Here is an 18808-nt window from a genome sequence, read left to right on the forward strand (position 1 = left end):
TATATCGCTGCTCACCGTCCCGGCGTCTCTCGCTGGACTGTTCTCATCTATCGCCATGGTCCACGTGAAGCCGCCGTTATCGGCCAGGGAACTCAGGAACGGGTTCTCTGAGATGACATACAGGTCTGGAGAGGAGATATCCTCCACTATGGAGTAGGTCACTTTGGGAGTACTACCATCCTTGTTAAAAAAATCCCCATTCATGCTATCCCAGAAGATGCAGTTCGTCACGGTGGGGTTAGCGTGTATGATATTGGCCATCCCACCGCCACTGTCAATCGCTGTTGCCACGTTCCCCCAGAAGGTGCAGTTCGTCACGACAGGGTGGCTGTACAATCCGTTTATCATCCCGCCACCCTGCCCTCCCTCGTTCCTCGAGAAGGTGCAGTTCGTCACGACAGGGTGGCTGTACAATACGTTTAGCATCCCGCCACCCGAATCTCCCACCACGTTCCTCGAGAAGGTGCAGTTGCTCACGCTGGGGCTGCTCTGTTCAGCGTTCACCATCCCGCCACCAACTATTGCCGTGTTCCTCGAGAAGGTGCAGTTCGTCACTCTGGGGCTGCTGCTGTTGAGGTTGGCTATCCCGCCGCCGCCAATTGCCATGTTCCCAGAGAAGGTGCAGTTGCTCAGACTGGGGGTGCTGTTGCTGACGTTGGCCATACCACCACCAGCGAACGCTGCGTTCCCCACGAAGATGCAGTTTCTCACGCTGGGCTTGCTGTCACGGCTGTTGACCATCCCGCCACCAGCAACTCCGGAACCTCCACAGACGGTAAATCCGTCCAAAATCGCCGTGATGTCACAACTGATGGAGGTCACCACATGGAAGCTGTTCGTTCCCACGATATTATCCGCCGACACAGTTGCTCCGTTCACCTTATTGGCATCGTTATTATCGATGTCTCCCGTGAGGACCGTGACGTTAGCTGATACGTCCCGCTCTCCCAGGGTTGTCTCGCCTCCTGCGAACCCCCCGTAGAGCGCCACGTCGTTCGACAACACGAAGGAATCGGTGTTGCTGCTCCCGGGACGGTAGACGCCCGCCTTCACCCAGAACTCCACCTCGCCGCTCGCAGGGGTGACGGCTCTCAGAGCATCACGAAACTGAGGTTCGTCCAAAGCCGCAGCCCAGCTCAAACCGTCACCACCAACGCTTGTAGCGTCGACACGCAGGACCGTCACCGCCCAGGCGCAGCTCGTCAGAAGCGTTATAAGGATGACCAGCGTTCCCGCTGCCGCCCATCTTCGTGCACATCTGTTCTCACACATATGGATCTCTCCTTTCGTGAGTTCTATCAAAAAACACACAACAAGCAATATATTTTAGTATAGCACCAACAATGGGGATAGGGAGAGAATCGTAGAAGCGACCAAGGCATATCAGGCTCATGGAGGTCCTGGTCAACGAAGTACATCACCAATTAAGGAAGGGAGAGAGTTCTTGGATCTCTGTCGAAAGAGAGATATGAGTACACTGATGAGCAAACTCGGGCAATAACACGCAGATCAAGGGCGAATAACGACGATTCATTCAGGACAACCAGGAGAGGCTTTCAAAACGAACGACTCGGAAGCGCAGATATAGGAGAAGATGAGCGACCTAGGCCGTGAAAAATATCACGTTTCATCGTCTCGCATCTCAATGACAGATTGAAGGATTTCGAGGGCATCGATATGAGCCGTTGGAGTGTCGAGGGGATCAGAAGCAAGCAAAGCGTTCAGACGCAAAGTGAGATCCCATCGTGTGCGTCAAAGGACGGAGAAGGGACCGAAACTCAGAGATCGAGAAAAAAGCCTGATGCTCAGAGAAACCTGATAAAAGATGAAAGTCGTGGCTGAAAAACTCAAGGGCATGAGACTTTAAAAAAACCGCTCAGTTCATCATGAATGGCTATGGAGCCCTCTTGTTGATATCTACGAGAGTACGACATACAGCCTCAAACAAGTGAGACAAAAGAGTGCATACAAAACGTCAACCCCACTGGCCGTCTCGAGCGAGAACCCGACGGATATCCAGGGCAACCCCGGTTGATTCATCGATATCAATGACCACCGCGTTAAGGCGAACATCCTCTGTCGCCACCTCAAATCGTGAGGGAAGTCCTGTCAGGAATCGGGGCATGACGCTGTCCAGGGTCATGCCGATGGCACTGGTGAAGGCGCCGGTCATCCCCACGTCTGAGATATAGGCGGTCCCGCCGGGAAGCACTTCCTCGTCGGCGGTCTGGACGTGGGTATGGGTACCTAAAAAAGCCGAGATCCGACCGTCCAGATAGGCAGCCAGAACCCGTTTCTCCGACGTGGCCTCAGCGTGAAAATCCACCAGGATCGGATGATCCTCCACACTCTCCAAAAGCCTGTCAACGCAACGAAAAGGACAGTCGATAACCGGCATAAAGACCCGCCCCTGAAGGTTCAACACAGCCAGAGAGTGCTCTCCTTTACGAAGGATCATTCCCCCCCGGCCAGGGCAGCCTTCGGGGTAGTTGGCCGGACGAACTACCCGCTCTTCCTGGTCCAGGATCTCATAGAACTCCCGCTTGTCCCAGATGTGATTTCCCGACGTCAGTCCATCGATTCCCATCCGAAACAGCTCGTCCATGACTTTTTTCGTGAGCCCCCGACCGGCAGCGGCGTTCTCACCGTTGGCCAAAACGAAATCAAAAGGCCCAAGCTCACGGCGCAACTCAGGCAAAGCCTGAGCAACCATAGCTCTGCCCGGCTTTCCCACCATGTCACCGATGAACAGTACTCTCATGGCCCTACTTAGCGTATTCCACCGCCCTGAATTCCTTGATGGCGGTGACCTTGATCTGACCGGGGTATTTCATATCCTCCTCGATCTTCTTGGCCACGTCATAGGCAAGCTTGGCGATAACGCCCTCGTCAGAGAGATTAGGAGCCACCATGACTCGGACCTCACGACCAGCCTGAATAGCGTATGCCTTGCTGACTCCCTTAAAGGACTGGGCCAGACTTTCAAGTTTCTCGAGCCTCTTCACATACGCATCCAGACTCTCCCGACGAGCTCCGGGACGGGCAGCACTGATAGCATCTGCTGCTGCCACGATGACGTCGTAGACCGTCTGGACCTCCATATCCTCGTGGTGAGAGCCCACGGCGTTGACGATCTCTGGAGGCTCGTTGTATCTCTTGGTCAAGTCGGCACCGATGATGGCGTGGGGCCCCTCGATCTTGTGGTCTACCGCCTTGCCTATGTCGTGGAGCAGCCCAGCCCGCCGGGCCATCTCCTCGTCGGCCCCAACCTCAGCGGCGATGATTCCCGAGATATGGGCGACCTCCATACTATGCTTGAGAGCATTCTGTCCGTAGCTGAACCGATATCGCAGCGTTCCCACCAGACGAACCAGCTCGCTGTGCATGTGTTTGATCCCCAAATCTAAAAGGCATTGCTCACCGGCCTCTACGACCGACTCTTCAACTTCGACTGTGGCTTTCTGAATCAGTTCCTCGATCCGAGCCGGATGGATTCGCCCGTCCGTAACAAGACGCTCCAGAGCTCGACGAGCCACCTCTCTTCGGATGGGATCAAAACAACTTAAGGTTACAGCTTCAGGCGTGTCATCCACGATGAGATCGACGCCTGTTTCCGTCTCAAAAGCCCGAATATTTCGGCCTTCACGCCCTATAATTCGCCCCTTCATCTCATCAGACGGGAGGTTGACCACACTCACGGCTACGTCGGAACACGACTCCACAGCACAACGCTGCACAGCCGTCACCACGATCTCCCTGGCCCTTCGTGCCGCCTCTCGGCGGGCCTTCTCCTCCAGATCCTTCACCAGCATGCCTAAAGAGTGTTGAGCGTCCTCCTCCACTCCCTTCATGAGGATGTCCCGAGCATCGTCCCGAGAGAGCTGGGCTACTTCCTCAAGACGAAGGATCTGCTCTTGCTTCAACGTATCCGCTTCCTGGAGGCGTCGATCAGCCGATTCGAGCTTCTCTTTGAGGTCTTCCTCTCGACGAGCGATCTTATCCAACTTCCGTTCCAGGTTTTCCTCTTTCTGCTCGAGACGGCGTTCAGTCCTCTGAAGCTCGACCCGACGTTCCTTGACCTCGACCTCAACCCCTTGTTTCATCTGGAAAAGCTCTTCCTTAACCTCAGAAATCATTTCCCTCTTGAGATGATCTCCCTCCGAACTCGCCTTCTGTATGATGTCCTCCGCGGTCTTTCTGGCGTTGGCGAGATGTTGCCCTCCGAGAGATCTGGAAACGAGGAGACCACCGACAGAACCGATAGCCAGCCCCGCCAGGACCCCGAGAATCGTCGTAAAATCCATAGACAGATCTCAACTCCTTTTATTATGTGACAACGATGTTCCCTATTGTACAGGTTCCATAAAAGCCCAACAAGTCCCCAAGCCAGACAAAACAGAGACGGGGAGGAAGATTTCTGAGAACCTTCCTCCCCGTCAAGAACTATTCGTTTATCGTTTACGACTAAGGTAACTCCAACTCGCATCGTCGCTGATCGTACTCGTCGATAACGTCCTGAAGTGTCATCTGAGATGTGAGGGAGTCAATACTTCGACTGAGTTTTTCCCAAAGAATCCTCGCAGGACAATAACTGTCCCTTTTACACTCGCCGTAATCGACGCAATCTGCCAGGTGGATCGTTCCCTCCAAAGCCCCTATGATATCTGAAACGACGATGTCTCTGGGATGTCGGCTCAGGAAATACCCCCCATGGGCACCTCGAACGCTCGAGACCAGTTCGGCCCGGCGAAGCTTGGAGAAGAGCTGCTCCAGGTAGTTCTCGGGAAGGGCCTCAGAGTTGGCGACCTGGCTGATTGTTACAGGCCGATTGCCATTATAGTTCCGAGCTAACTGGATCAGAGCCCTCAGTCCATATCGGGTTTTTGTGGACAATTTCAAGAACATCACCTCCTTAGAAAAAAATTATACAATAAATTGATCTTGTCAACTATCCTTCCTTTTTGCTGCATACCGCAGATCCGGCCGCACGACACAATCGATCTCGAACAGCATATCCGATCCCCTCAAACGACGGAAGCTGAGCCACGATGAACTCCACAGGCTCCCGTTCCAGATCTCTCATAGCGGCGAAAAGCCCCCGAGCGTACGCCGACACAGAGTCAAACACCAGAGATCGAAAAACCACCACAGGTGGCGGAACCATTCCCATGTAGGCCCCAATCCCCTCTCTGGCGGGAAAAGGTTCATCGGGAATCCAAAGAAGAAGAGGCACCACAGGTGCGTAGTGACGGTATCTCGTTCCGGGAGATCGGCGTAACTCCATGGCTCCCTGGGGCAAAAGAACCTGACCGACCACGTCCCGAAGGAGTTCCAAGGGCATTCCCCCAGGCCGAAGAAGAACGGGAAGCTGGCCCGTCATATCCAAAACAGTGGACTCCACCCCCAGATCCGTCGAACCGCCATCCACGATGAGATCCACCGATTGTCCCAGGTCCGTCAAGACAGCATCCGCGTCGGTCGGGCTCGGACGACCGCTTGAGTTGGCACTGGGAGCAGCGACGGGAAAAGAGCAGTCTTGAAGCAACGCCAAGGCCACAGGATGAGACGGCATACGGACAGCCACGGTGAACAGACCAGCGGTAACTTCGGATGGGACCGATGGTCGAGCCGGAAGGACAAGAGTCAGAGGACCGGGCCATAGGGTGTCCATCACCACCCTGGCGCGTCGGTTCACCTCAGCCACTAAGGAGACAGCGTCAGGGAGTCCCACGTGGAGGATCAAGGGATTATCTGAGGGACGGCCTTTAGCTCGAAAGATGGATGAGACCGCTGAGCCGTCCAAACCGTTGGCACCCAATCCATAGACAGTCTCGGTCGGAAATGCCACCAGCCCTCCTGAGCCCAGGATTTGGGACGCCCGGTGAATCACAGTCTCGTCCGGGTTCCATCGATCCACCGTTGAGATGATCATCAGGACTCGCCTCCCTCGAAAAGACGGTGAAAGGACGCCCGATAGAGCGGAAAAGTCCCGTTTAGAATAGCCTCCCGGGCACCCTTCACAAGCCTTATGAGATACCGCAGGTTGTGCCAGCTGCATAGCCGGGCTCCGAGAATTTCGCCTGACCGGTACAGGTGCCGGATGTACGCCCGGGAGAATTCCCGACAGGCGTAGCAGTCACAGTGAGGATCCAGAGGCCCCCAATCCTCGGTAAAGCGTCCGTGTTTTATGTTATACCGTCCCTGAGACGTCAATATCGTCCCATTTCGACCGTTCCTGGTAGGCAAGACGCAGTCAAACATGTCCACTCCACGGGCCACGCCCTCGACGAGGTTGGTGGGATACCCCACACCCATGAGGTATCGAGGTTTATCCTGGGGCAAGACCGGGTTGAGAAGATCCAGGATACGATACATCTCGTCATGACTCTCCCCCACAGACAGTCCCCCGATGGCATACCCAGGGAATTTCATTTGTATGAGCTCCTGGGCACAGAAACTCCGGAGATCATCGAAAAGCGCCCCCTGAACGATGCCGAACAGAGCCTGGTCCTCCCTTGTATGGGCCTCCTGTGACTGCCGTGCCCATCGAAGGGTTCGCTCAACGCTCTGTCTGGCCTCGTCCTTAGCACAGGGAAGCTCGACACACTGATCGAAGCACATGGCGATATCGCTCCCCAACCCTTCTTGAACCGACGTAGCCAGTTCGGGGGTCATGAGGTGACGACTCCCATCCAGATGGGATGCAAACTCCACGCCCTCGTCCAGAACCCGGTTGATCCCCGAGAGAGAGAAAACCTGAAAACCACCGCTGTCGGTAAGGATAGGACCGTCCCAATTCATAAACCTGTGGAGTCCGCCGGCTTTTCGGATGAGGTCCACTCCCGGACGGAGGTACAGGTGATACGTGTTGGACAACAGAATGGACGTGCCGATCTCCAGCATCTCCCGGGGGGACATGGCTTTCACTGTGGCCCGGGTTCCTACCGGCATGAAGACCGGCGTAGGTATAACACCGTGAGGGGTAATGAGTTCTCCGGCCCGTGCCCCAGTCTCGGGACAGATCCCCAGGATTCGAAATTCGAACATCACCGAGTTCCCCACCCGTACAGGTCCATGGCGTTATCCCATACGGCCCTCACAACGGTTTCTTCCGAATGTCCCGTAACCTGAGCAGCAGCGCCATAGATCAAGGGCATGAACGCCGGGGTGTTGAGCTTACCCCTATAAGGGACCGGAGCCAGCCAGGGAGAGTCCGTCTCCAGAATGATCCGATCCAGGGGGGCGCCAGCCAGACAGGACCGCAAGTTGTCGGCTTTCTTGAACGTGATCATACCCCCAAATCCCAAGTAGAGCCCCAGGTCCAGGCATGCCTTAGCCTGGGTCCAGGTCCCGGTAAAGCAGTGAACGACGCCACCGGCTCGGGAAACAGGATTATCTCTCAGAATAGCGAAAAAATCGTCGAAGGCCTCCCTGACGTGGAAGACCACAGGACGGTCCACCTCCCGAGCCCACTCAAGTTGCTCGATCAGGACCTCTCGCTGAATCGACCGGGGCGAGTACTCGTAATGATAGTCTAGCCCGATCTCCCCTACGGCACAGACATCTGAGCAGGAGGCCAAATCCCAAAGGGACCTGGGAAGACCCTGGGCCACTGACAGAGCATCATGAGGATGAACACCAACAGCAGCCCATACCCCTCGCTCTCCGTAAGTTCGGGCCATCTCCAGAGCTTTCCAGCTGCTGGCTTCGTCGGTTCCCACCACCAACATCCGTCCCACACCAGCCGCCCTGGCCCGATCCAGATGAAGAAGCAGGTCAGTTTCAAACTCCTCCGAGTTGAGATGACAATGTCCATCAATGTACGCTGTCATTACGAGATCCTCCCCTTATCGTGTAACAGGCCCGCTAAAAGCGGGCCTGTCCTGTTCCACTCATTTGTCGTGGATCAATGAACCCGGCTCCCTAAGGGGATATCCTCAATGGGGCCCAGAAGGGAGAGTCCATCATAGCCGGGCAGGGAGGCCGCTAAGAGCATTCCGTTACTCTGAACTCCACAGAGTTTAGCCGGTTTCAGGTTAACCACCACGATGATCTTTCGATCCAGAAGCTGCTCGGGGGTAAACTGCTCCTTGAGCCCCGAAACGATGGTCCGTCTCTCGTAGCCCAAGTCGATTTCCAGCTTATACAGTTTTCTGGCTTTGGGGACATCCTCCACAGAAAGGATCTTGGCCACTCGGAGCTCCACCCTGGTCACGTCGTCGATGGAGATCTCATCCTCGTGCTGCCCCGGGTCGACCGCCAGGCCTTTTTTGGCCTGATCCCGTTTTTTCTTCTCTTCCTGCCAGGCCTCCATGTCAATCCGGGGGAAGAGAGCCGGTCCCTTACGAACCGTCAAGTTTTTTGTAGTGGGCTCGCCCCATTTGTAGTGTGACCACTGAAGTGTAGCTGGCTCACCGCAGAAGCCCAGCTGGGACCAGATAATCTCTGCCGTCTCCGGCATGAAGGGAGAGACCATCATGGAGACGACCTTCAGGCTCTCCACTAACCCCCAAAGCACCGCATCCAGCCGATGCACGTCACCGTCGGCTCCCAGCTTCCAGGGCATAGTCTCATCGATATATTTATTGGCTCGCCCCACCAAAGACCACACAGCTTTTAAGGCCTCGTCAAACCCGTAATCATCCATGGCCTCCCCATAGCGGTTCACCGACTCACGAGCAATCTCAGAGAGGTTCAGATCCACCTGAGAGAGACCCTCGGGGATGGGTACGATGCCACCTCTGTATTTGACGATCATCGAGACGGTTCGACTCAGAAGGTTCCCCAGGTCGTTTGCCAGATCCGAATTTATCCTCTGAACCATGGCTGCCTCGGAGAAATCACCGTCCGTCCCAAAGGGAACCTGCCGAAGAAGAAAATACCGAAAGGCATCGACACCGTAGAGCTCCACCATCTGAAAGGGGTCTACTACGTTGCCCTTGGACTTGGACATTTTCTCCCCCTCCATGGTCCACCAACCATGGGAGAATACCCTGACCGGCGGATTGAGTCCCAGGGCTATAAGCATGATGGGCCATATAACACAATGAAATCGAATGATATCTTTGGCCATAAGGTGATGCACCGAGGGCCAGTACTCCTCCATTTTTTTCTGGTCCACACCGTAGCCGCAGGCCGTCAGATAATTGATGAGAGCGTCAAACCAGACGTAGATGACGTGTTTTTCGTCCCCAGGAACGGGGATCCCCCAGGATATTGTGGTACGGGAAACAGACTGATCTCTCAGGCCGCTCTTGATGAAGCTGACAATCTCGTTGTATCGGCTCTTGGGCATGATGGCCTTCAGGTTGTCCTCGTAGAACGCCAGGAGCTGATCGGCATATTCAGAGGTGCGGAAGAAGTAGCTTTCCTCCTCCATCTCCACCAGAGGACGCCCGCAATCAGGACACGTATTGGCCTCTCCCACGCTGCTCTCTGGGACGTACGTCTCACAGGGCACACAGTACAGCCCCTTGTAGGTTCCCTTGTAGATATCTCCCTGATCCATAAGGATCTTGAAGATGGACTGGACCGCCGTCTCGTGACGTTTCTCCGTGGTACGGATAAAGTCGTCGTTGGATATGTTCAGGACCGGAAGCAGCCTCTTGAAGTTTTCCGCCATGGCGTCGGTCAATTCCTGAGCGGTCATCCCCTTGCTCTGAGCGCTCTCGTAGATTTTCTGACCGTGTTCGTCCGTCCCGGTCAGAAAAAACACGTCGTGACCGGTCATCCTCTTGTATCGGGCCATAACATCCGCTCCGATAGTTGTGTACGCATGGCCGATATGGGGGACATCGTTAACATAATAGATCGGGGTCGTGATGTAAAAACTCTTTTTTTCTGCCATAGGTTCAACCTCCCAAAAAAACTTCCAGTCCTGAGCATCCTCGAATGCTTTGCTCATTGTACCCTTTTTTGTTCTAGAATCCACTTTTTAGCCGCATTTTTTGGGATGCCAAGCTCAACCAGTACAGCCAGGGCTTCCCTGTCGGAGAGCCCCTTCTCCAGGAGCTCCTGAGCTTTCGGCCTCCAGTCCTCAGAAGCATGATTATCAGATGCTCCTCCGACCACGAGAACAAGCTCACCCTTAACGCCATTGGACACTTTTGATCGAACCTCGGAGAGGAGCCCTCGAAGGGGCTCCTGGTGTATTTTACTGATCTCCCTGATCAGAGCGCAGGGACGATCTCCGAAGATCGACAAAACATGATTCATGTGAGAGAGAAGTTTATGGGGTGAGACATAGAATACAACGGTCCAGGGAAATCGAGAAAGTTCGCGAAGACATTTTCCCCTTTCGCCGGTCTTGTCGGGTAAAAAGCCGTAGAACAAACAGGGTTGAGGTGGCAATCCCGAGAGAAGAACGGCCGGGACGAAAGCCGTGGCTCCCGGGAGGATGTCCATCGGAACGCCTTCATTCACTGCTTCCTTGATAAGCTCGTATCCTGGATCCGAGATACCGGGCGTACCGGCGTCGGATACGAGAGCCACGGTCATCCCATCTCGAAGCATGGACAGGATCTCCCGAGTCCGTGCCACCTCGTTATGGCGATGGTACGACAGGAGCTTGGCCCGAATCCCGTGGCAATGAAGAAGCATCCCGGTATGCCGAGTGTCCTCACAGGCAACCACGTCGGCTTCTGAGAGAACCCGAAGGGCTCGGAGAGTGATATCCTCCAGATTGCCCACCGGCGTGGGAACCACCATCAAGGGCATGGCGATCCCTCCGGGGTATAGTAAGCCAGAAGTTCTTCCGAAAATTGAGTCTCCTCTCCGGCAACGATCAAAGGCGGCAGAAGGCGAAGTCCCGGAGCACCTCCCCGGAGGGCCTTAACGAGAAATACAGTGGCCTCTCGGTGATTCCTCGGATGAACCGGCTTGAGGATTTTAGGCTCTATCTCGTGGCTCCGAAGGCTTACGAGAAGATCCACGAGCCGTTGAGCCGAAAAGACAAAATACGCCCGCCCCCTCTGTCTCAGTAGATACCGACACGCTGACGCCACGTCGTCAACCGAACAGCGAACCCCGTGACAAGCCAAGGTTTTCTCGGGAGAATCACCAATCCTATGGTAACGGGGGTCACCGTAAGGCGGGTTACTCACCACGACATCAAAACTCTGAGGCGGAAGCAGCAAGCGAACATCTCGAATATCTCCGCAAAGAAAATCGGCTTTGTCGTCCAAGCTGTTCGCCTGAGCGTTCTTCCTTGCCATAGCTGTCAGGTGTTCCTGAAGATCGACTCCCACCATCGAGATAGCACGACGTTTCGCCAGGATCAGGGAGACCGCACCGTGAGCGCACCCGAGCTCACAGACCCGTTCCCCCGATTTGACCTTGGTGAATCCCGCCAGGAGAACCGTGTCCACGTTCACCCGAGGCCCCTGAACCGGCTGTCTGAGGTGCAGATTGAGCCCCTTAAGCTCGTCCACGGTCATGTCCTTCATCGCCAATCCTCCAGTTTCACCCCAACGATCTGTGAAAGCCCTGGCTCGGACATGGTCACACCATACATAACGTCAGCCCGTTCCATAGTCTGTCGACGGTGCGTCATGGCAACTATCTGTAAGGAAGAGGCATAATCCGTGATAATATCAGCAAATCGGTGGAGGTTCACCTCGTCCAATGCAGCGTCCACCTCGTCCAGGACGACCACTGGAACCTGAGCAACCTCCATGGCGGCAAAGAGAAGAGACAACGCCGTCAAAGTCTGCTCACCACCTGAGAGCTGAGCAAGATAGGCCGGCACCTTGCCGGGAGGACGTGCGACAATTTCCACACCAGCCTCCCAGAGACCACTGCCTTCCTGAAGCCGAAGATGGGCCTCGCCACCTCCAAAAAGTCTCTGAAACAGGCCATCAAATCGCCGGTCAATTCGCTCCAGAGCATCGCCGAAGAGGGTTCCTGCCTGACGATCCATCTCGTCCACCAAGGTCCGAAGCTCGGCGATGCCCGACGAGACATCATCGGTTTGTTCGCTGTAGAACTCGATTCGATCGGTCAAAGAGATATCCTCCGACAGCACGCCCCGATTCACGTCGCCCAAAGAAGCAATGGCACCCTCCAGACGCCGAGCGCGGCGCTCCAAAGTCAGTTCATTCTCCCCCTCTGAGAGGGAGCCCGTCTCTTCAAATTGTTTACAAACCGAATCCCAGGAAACGATCAAATCCTCCAGACGCTCCGACTCGCGATCGAGTTTCTGCTCGATCCTCACAGCAACGCTTTTTGCCTCATCCGCAGCCTTCGCCGCCTCCTGGTACCGATTAAGACATCGATCCAGGGTCTTCCCAGCGAGGCTGCCTCTCAACTCTGTACTCTCAAGCTCGGCTCGAAGGATATCCCGCTCCCGAGAGATCCCCTGAATAGAGGCTTTAAGACCGTTTAGATTCACCGTCTCAGTATCCAGGTGCTCCCTGAGCGACAGAAGCTCAGCCGAGGCCTTTTTGAGAGATTCCTGAAGGGACGAGAGATCTGCTGCCGCTTTCCCAACTCGTTTGTCCGCCAAGACCAAGCGTTCGTCCCATAGCATCATCTCGGGGCGAAGAGCAGCCAATTGCCCCTGAACGTCCTGACCCTCAGGAGCAAGCAGTTGAGCCAAATCCTCCTCAATCAACGTCAGGGTATCTCTGTACGTTTTTATCTTCGACTCCAGCCCTGCTAATTTAGATCGGGTGTTCTCCTCCTCGGAGAGTAGAAGGTCCCTGTCCCGACAGTGCTCCGCCAGGAGCGTCTTCTCACGAAGCAACTCGGTTGACACCTCGGCCAGGTCATGACGAAGGACCTCCTCAAGGCCCCTGACCCGTTCCTCCTCAGCCTCGGCTTCCTTAAGAGATTCCTCTAATTGCCTAAGCTCTCTCCTGTGCTGCCGAAGGGAGTCCTCCACCTGATGGAGCTTTCCCCGAGCCTGAATAGCTCTGCCTGATCGTCTGCTCTGGCCGCCGCTCACCGTTCCTCCTGGAGCAAAGACCTCTCCTTCCCGCGTGACGACGGGATACCGAATCCCCCGGGAGAGTAGGGAAGCTCCAACGGAGTAGTCCTCCACAATAAGAAGATCACCGAAGATATGTTCCAGCGCCGGACGCCACAGTTCCCGAAGTTCAAGCAGATCTACAGCCCACCCCACAACTCCCCGATCGGGCAGAAGAGCCTTATCGGGTTTTCTGGGTCGAGAGCGATCCAAAGAGAGATAGGTGACCCTGCCGACCTGACTCCGTTTGAGTTCTTCAATACCTTCTCGGGCATCGTCCATGGTCTCCACCAAGAGCCAGAACTGCCGTGCTCCCAAGGCAGCGTCCATGGCGATAACCAGATCCTCGGGACAGTCGAAAGCCTCCAGTACCGGGATAGGCCGCACGGTCAAACGACCGAGATCGGCCGCACCCATGAGATGGCTTACCTGCCTAGGGTACAATTCTCCTGAGGCGACGTCCGATAGGGTATCATGCTCTCTCTCAAGCTGGTATACTTTTTTTCTCAGGGGCTGGATCCTGGCTGCCAGATCTCGACATCTTTCATCGGCCTTTCGATGATCGGCCTCGGCTGCCTCGAAGGCTCTCCGAGCCGTTTCTTCACGCTCCTGAACCCCGGCAAGTTCAACTTCCAGTTCGGCGATCTCCCTATCCAGAGCCTCCATGGCTCTTCTACGAGAGGGCCCCGTACCGGTCAGGGCTTCCTTTCTGCCTACTGCAGATTCCAAAGACGCTCGAAGGGTTTCCTGACGAAGTACCAGTTCCTCCCTTCGAAGCCGATGGGCTTCTATTTCCTGCTCTATTCGGGCTGCTCGCGCCTCAAGCTCTGCCAGTTCCTGACGTTTTTCGTTTCTCTGATCCGTCATTCGAGATCGAAGAATCTCGGCCTCGGTCAACTCTTCCCGGGTTTGTTCCTCTCGATCTCGAAGATCCTTCGTCGAACGATTCAAACGATCCAAGCGATCAGCATCCAGTCGAAGAGCAGTCTCAGCCTCGAAAGATTCTCTGGTTTTGGCATCCAAGGCTTCATCGAACCCGAGCAATTTCTCACGGATATCCAACCTCCGGAGTTCCATGCCAGCAGAGCGTCCTTTAAGCCCCTCAAAACCTCGTTCCCAGAGCAGAGCCCATCTCTCCAATACCCTCAAACGGTCCGTGGCGTTCGCAAGGCCCAACTTCAGATCAAGCAAGAGAGCCTCCAGGTTCATACGGCGAAGACGATACCATCGTGATCGAACCTGTGACAGTTTTTCCTCCAACGCCTGAGCTTTGTGAGCAATACTCACAAGCGGAGCGATCTCGTTTTTTCGGGCCTCCAATTCGGCACTCAAAGCGGATAGACGGATGAGTTCCTCACTGGCAGCAGCGATCTTCGCTAAAGCGTCGTCCCGTCTTTTCCTGTAAACATCGATGCCAAAGAGCTCCTCCAGGTGGCTACGACGCTGCATGGGACGCTGAGTTATGGCATCGGTCACATCACCCTGTCCTATAAAGGCAAATCGATCCCCGTCAAGACGCCACCTACGTTTGACCTCGGAGAGATCCTGAAGCCGATAGCGGTCACCGTCCACCAAGGTCACAGCACCGGTCTCATCGGAGTAGCGGCGACGAATGAGCGAGGAGACCGTTCCATCTCGAAGTTCCAGAACAACCTCGGTGGCTCGGGCGGGCTGATGGGTGGCCGTCCCCTGAAAAAGCAGGTCTGCTTGTTTAGTGATCCGAAGCCGCCCCCCCGAGCTGTCTCCTAATCCCCAACGAAGACCGTCCAGAATGTTACTTTTACCGCTGCCGTTAGGACCTACAATGGCCGTGAAGCCCGGAGGCAGGGGAAGATCGTGGGTACCACCGAAGCTCTTGAAGTTTTTAAGCTGAAGTCGTGCGATATACAACGAAGCCCTCCCTCTGACGACGAGCTATCATCTTCTCCAGACCGTCCAGCGATCCTTGGTAGTCCAGGCGACAACGATCCCACGCCATGGAGGGCATAGCGCACAGGGCAATAACCCGTCCAAACTCGTCCTCCCATCCCCGCCGGTACGCCTCCTCCACGTATTGAGCGACCTCGGGATGGCACTCCAAAAGAAAAGCCTGAGATCGATTAGACTGGATCACTTTCCGCAGAAATCGCTTAAGGATCACAGCTACTGAGTCCTCCTTGAGGACTCGGGCCGATACGCCACACAGGGGACATCCTCTGGTGAGCACGAAGCGAATGTCGGGTCTGGCACGCTTTCTTGTGATCTCCACCAACCCCAGATGGGTCACGCCAAACACCCTGGATCGACAACGGTCCCTCGCCAGAAGCTCTTCAAGACGGCGAACCAGGGTCCAACGGTCCTCCTGAAGTTCCATGTCGATAAAGTCCACGACAACGATACCCCCAATAGCCCGAAGACGAAGTTGCCAGACGATCTCATCAGCTGCCTCCAGGTTAGTCTGAAGAACGGTCTCCCGCATATCGCTCGTTCCCACAAACTTACCCGTGTTCACGTCTACCACGGTCAGAGCCTCGGTCTGTTCGATGACCAGATACGCTCCTGATCGCAACCAGACCTTCTGTGCCAGAATCGCTTCCACCTGTTTTTCCAGGTCGTAATATTCGAAGATGGGGGTCTTGCCCCGGTGGAGCGACACATCCGGGACGTTAGGACCGCCATACATCCGAAGCCACTCCTCGACCCGAATCTGCTCGTCTTTGGTGTCCACAACGATATCGAACACGTCGTCGTTGAACTCGTCCCGCAGAACTCGACCGGTAAGCCCGAGGTCCCGATAGAGCAAGCAGGGAGCCGACTGAACTTGAGCATTGCGCTCAATTTCTCGCCACAGGGAGACCAATCCCTCGAAATCACTCTCAAGAGCCTCCAAGCCAGCCCCAGCAGCGGCCGTACGGACGATTATCCCCATGCCCTCCTCCCGAAGAAAGGCACGAGCCATCTTTCTCAGGCGCCTTCGAGCCTCATCGTCATCGATTCGTTTGGACACCCCTGTCTCCTTGCCTCCCGGGACCAGGACCAAATACCGACCGGGGATGGAGATCCTGGTGGTCACTCGAGCACCCTTGTTTTTGCGAGCCGATTTAGTCACCTGGACCAGGACATCGTTGCCCGGTTTCAGGTCCAACCCCTTGGCGTCCTTGAGATACAAAAAACCGTTTCGTCCGTCTCCCAGGTTGACGAAGGAGGCGTTCATACCCGGCAGGACGCTCTCGACCTTGGCCTTGTATATCTCACCGCTTCGCTGACGCTCCCACATCCGCTCGACAAACAGCTCTCGAAGCCTGTCGCCCTGGATGATCGCTACCCGCATCTCCTCGGGGTCCATCGTATTGGCGACTATCCGAACGTCTTTACCACAGTCCGCCACGGGACCACCTTCCCTTATGAAAGTTTTTCGTCACCGACCAAGGGTATCACCAGCGCTCGAGAGGAATCCCAGCTCCCAACGGCAAGTCGGGCCAAACGAAGATCGGGCCAACCAGTCACGACACCGGCGGAGACCAGGTCCTTGACCATAGCGCCAGGACCTCTCTGGGCTGGATCGGCCAGGACACATTTCAAAAAACGACCATCCCAACTCCATCTCAAAAGGTACTCCTCCCAAGGATTCTCGCCCATCGAGAGGAGCGCCTTCAATTGCTTGACTGCCTCAAGGCGTTCAAAACGAACCAAGTATTCACCAGCATTACACATTTTATTCAGCGCTCGTCCGTCCACGGGCTCGGCCACCGAAAAAGTCAATCCGTCCGGGAGAACTTGGTTCAACAAAGACAGGAACGAGTCCTCCCACCGACAAAACCAGATCTCTACCGGCTCGGCACAGGCAACCACACCCACGGGAAGCGCAGGCCCCAGAGATATACGAGGATGGGGAGAAAATCCCTCGGTACGCTGGATATTCAACCCCGCCCGTTTGGCAGCTCTGGCAAATATCTGGGGAAGTTCAACATGCCGAATAAAACAGAAAGGCCCTCGTTTGGAGAACAACAGCCGTATTCGCACGATCTATCTATCCCTTTTGGCCCAGAGACAGCCCCTGTCCTGCCAGCCACATGCACAACAGGTTCCACCCCGACAATCCGGCGTTATACGTCCTTCCCGAGATCGACACCGTTCCCGCCAGAGGAAATCCCGGGTTACCCCTACGTCTATGTGATCCCAGGGGAACATCTCATTCTGGCTCCTCTCCCGAAGGTTATACTTTTCAGGATCCACGGAACAGTCGTCGAAGGCCCGAAGCCACCGCTCTAAACTGAACGTATCGGACCATCCATCGAACCGAGCCCCCAGGGTCCACGCCCGGAGGATAACGACACCAAGGCGGCGATCCCCTCTGGCGAAGACGCCCTCCAAAAAAGACTGATCCGGCTCGTGGTATTTGAGGGATATCTTTCGATTCCTGACGTGCCCTTTAAGCCACCGTCCTTTGCTCCGAAAGCTCTCTATTGTATCCTGTGCCTCCCATTGAAAAGGAGTGTGGGGCTTGGGGACAAAACCGGCAACCGACACTGTCACCTGGGCCTTCCGTTTCATGGAGCGCCCGATCCGAACAGCGTCTTCGGCGATCTGGAGAATACCCGCCAAGTCCTCCTCCGTCTCGGTGGGAAGCCCCATCATGAAGTACAGTTTTATCCGATCCCAGCCGTGCTCAAAAGCAGCCTGAAGAGTCTCCCTCACATTATCCTGAGTGACACCTTTGTTAATTACGTCCCGAATCCTCTGCGTCCCCCCCTCTGGAGCGAGGGTAAGGCCACTTTTCTTCATGATCTCCAACCCAGCAGCTAAAGAGAGGGCAAAATTGTCCATCCGGAGACTCGGAAGACTGAGCTTCATACCTCGCTCCTCCAGATATGGCCCCAGCTCCAGGATGGTCCTTTGAATGTGAGAATAGTCGCAACTGGCCAGAGAAACAAGGCTGATCTCTTCCCAGCCTGAAGCTTCGGAGAGACGGCGAACGGTATCCAAAACCATCTCGGGGGAGCGCTCACGAACAGGACGATAGATCATTCCCGCCTGACAAAAACGACACCCTCGAGAGCAGCCTCGGAAGACCTCCACAGCCACCCGGTCATGGAGTATCCCCGCCGAGGGAACGATGACGGTCTCAGGACAGATAACGTCCATATCAGGAGCCACGACACGTTGTACAGGGACTCCATTTCCTGACCAGGATGCTCCCCGCTCATCGTACGTCCAACGTACCATCGAAGGCACGTAGACCCCAGGGATGGCCGAAGCCATGGCGAGCCTCCGTGATCGATCCATCCCGACGGTCTCTGAGATCAGCCGAAGAAGGGGCGGCAACATAACCTCACCGTCCCCCAGACAGAATATGTCGATAAAATCAGCCAAAGGCTCAGGGCTCAGAGCTCCTGGCCCACCAGCGATCACCAGAGGATCACGATCGTCTCGGTCCGCTGCCCGGAGAGGAATTCCTCCCAGATTCAGCATCGTAAGGATGTTTGAGAAGGAAAGTTCATACTGAAGCGTAAAACCCAGGACGTGAAAATCCTTGAAAGGTCGATTCGATTCGATGGATCCCAGGGGGATTTTACGGGCCCTCATAATCTCTTCCATATCCACCCATGGACAGTATGCCCGCTCCACGTCGATAGAGTCCAGAGCTTTGATCATTGTGTACAGAATCTGAAACCCCAGATAGCTCATCCCAACCTCGTACACGTCGGGGAAACACAGACAGATCCGAGCCGAAGCATCGTCCTTGGGCTTCACATCACCCCACTCGCCCCCGACATACCGGGATGGCCGCTTCACAGAGGCCCAGGCCTCCCACCGGGGGTCATCCCATTCCTCAAAGATAGGAATCACGCTCCATCCATGCTC

Annotated in this window: 14 protein-coding genes; all 14 read right to left on the minus strand. The window is 55.4% G+C overall.

The window, feature by feature from the left end:
• The coding region (locus CSA35_07145; protein PIE54163.1) for a hypothetical protein at positions 1–1272 on the minus strand (1272 nt) is incomplete at its 3' end.
• A gap of 703 nt (positions 1273–1975) precedes the next feature.
• Positions 1976–2761 carry a TIGR00282 family metallophosphoesterase gene (locus tag CSA35_07150; GenBank protein ID PIE54164.1) on the minus strand — a complete coding sequence of 262 codons (786 nt, stop codon included), beginning with the start codon at positions 2759–2761 and terminating at the stop codon, positions 1976–1978.
• Between the two features lie 4 nt (positions 2762–2765).
• The gene (gene rny, locus CSA35_07155) at positions 2766–4304 is read right to left on the minus strand and encodes a ribonuclease Y (GenBank protein PIE54165.1); all 1539 of its coding nucleotides are present in this window, start codon (positions 4302–4304) and stop codon (positions 2766–2768) included.
• A 160-nt stretch (positions 4305–4464) separates the two neighbouring features.
• On the minus strand, positions 4465–4899 hold the full coding sequence (locus tag CSA35_07160; GenBank protein PIE54166.1) for a transcriptional regulator: 435 nt from the start codon (positions 4897–4899) through the stop codon (positions 4465–4467).
• 49 nt (positions 4900–4948) lie between these two features.
• A complete protein-coding gene (locus tag CSA35_07165; protein ID PIE54167.1) occupies positions 4949–5932 on the minus strand; it encodes a threonylcarbamoyl-AMP synthase in 984 nt (327 codons plus the stop codon).
• Positions 5932–7047: a tRNA guanosine(34) transglycosylase Tgt gene (locus CSA35_07170; protein PIE54168.1), complete on the minus strand. Its 1116-nt coding sequence runs from the start codon at positions 7045–7047 to the stop codon at positions 5932–5934. The genes CSA35_07165 and CSA35_07170 overlap by 1 nt, the downstream gene beginning before the upstream one ends.
• The gene (locus tag CSA35_07175; protein ID PIE54169.1) at positions 7047–7832 is read right to left on the minus strand and encodes a hydrolase TatD; all 786 of its coding nucleotides are present in this window, start codon (positions 7830–7832) and stop codon (positions 7047–7049) included. Before CSA35_07175 ends, CSA35_07170 begins: the two co-directional genes overlap by 1 nt.
• Before the next feature lie 74 nt (positions 7833–7906).
• Complete coding sequence (locus CSA35_07180) at positions 7907–9847, minus strand: methionine--tRNA ligase (GenBank protein PIE54220.1); 1941 nt, start codon at positions 9845–9847, stop codon at positions 7907–7909.
• A 53-nt stretch (positions 9848–9900) separates the two neighbouring features.
• Positions 9901–10716, minus strand: coding sequence for a 16S rRNA (cytidine(1402)-2'-O)-methyltransferase (rsmI, locus tag CSA35_07185; protein PIE54170.1), 816 nt, complete (start codon positions 10714–10716; stop codon positions 9901–9903).
• Positions 10707–11444 (minus strand): methyltransferase, encoded by a 738-nt coding sequence (locus tag CSA35_07190; protein PIE54171.1) that lies wholly within the window; start codon positions 11442–11444, stop codon positions 10707–10709. The genes rsmI and CSA35_07190 overlap by 10 nt, the downstream gene beginning before the upstream one ends.
• Positions 11441–14854 (minus strand): chromosome segregation protein SMC, encoded by a 3414-nt coding sequence (smc, locus tag CSA35_07195; protein ID PIE54172.1) that lies wholly within the window; start codon positions 14852–14854, stop codon positions 11441–11443. The genes CSA35_07190 and smc overlap by 4 nt, the downstream gene beginning before the upstream one ends.
• Positions 14829–16331 (minus strand): ribonuclease E, encoded by a 1503-nt coding sequence (locus CSA35_07200; protein PIE54173.1) that lies wholly within the window; start codon positions 16329–16331, stop codon positions 14829–14831. The genes smc and CSA35_07200 overlap by 26 nt, the downstream gene beginning before the upstream one ends.
• A 14-nt stretch (positions 16332–16345) precedes the next feature.
• Positions 16346–16969 carry a radical SAM protein gene (locus CSA35_07205; protein ID PIE54174.1) on the minus strand — a complete coding sequence of 208 codons (624 nt, stop codon included), beginning with the start codon at positions 16967–16969 and terminating at the stop codon, positions 16346–16348.
• Positions 16970–18793, minus strand: coding sequence for a B12-binding domain-containing radical SAM protein (locus CSA35_07210; GenBank protein ID PIE54175.1), 1824 nt, complete (start codon positions 18791–18793; stop codon positions 16970–16972).
• Between the last annotated feature and the right edge of the window lie 15 nt (positions 18794–18808).

The sequence above is a fragment of the Dethiosulfovibrio peptidovorans genome (assembly GCA_002748665.1).
Taxonomy (GTDB): domain Bacteria; phylum Synergistota; class Synergistia; order Synergistales; family Dethiosulfovibrionaceae; genus Dethiosulfovibrio; species Dethiosulfovibrio peptidovorans_A.

What these genes read in the sequence shown, in the direction of transcription:
- CSA35_07150 (PIE54164.1), bottom strand. Translation starts at nt 2,761, where the DNA reads ATGAGAGTACTGTTCATCGGTGACATGGTGGGAAAGCCGGGCAGAGCT.
- rny (PIE54165.1), bottom strand. Translation starts at nt 4,304, where the DNA reads ATGGATTTTACGACGATTCTCGGGGTCCTGGCGGGGCTGGCTATCGGT.
- CSA35_07165 (PIE54167.1), bottom strand. Translation starts at nt 5,932, where the DNA reads ATGATCATCTCAACGGTGGATCGATGGAACCCGGACGAGACTGTGATT.
- CSA35_07170 (PIE54168.1), bottom strand. Translation starts at nt 7,047, where the DNA reads ATGTTCGAATTTCGAATCCTGGGGATCTGTCCCGAGACTGGGGCACGG.
- CSA35_07175 (PIE54169.1), bottom strand. Translation starts at nt 7,832, where the DNA reads ATGACAGCGTACATTGATGGACATTGTCATCTCAACTCGGAGGAGTTT.
- CSA35_07180 (PIE54220.1), bottom strand. Translation starts at nt 9,847, where the DNA reads ATGGCAGAAAAAAAGAGTTTTTACATCACGACCCCGATCTATTATGTT.
- rsmI (PIE54170.1), bottom strand. Translation starts at nt 10,716, where the DNA reads ATGCCCTTGATGGTGGTTCCCACGCCGGTGGGCAATCTGGAGGATATC.
- CSA35_07190 (PIE54171.1), bottom strand. Translation starts at nt 11,444, where the DNA reads ATGAAGGACATGACCGTGGACGAGCTTAAGGGGCTCAATCTGCACCTC.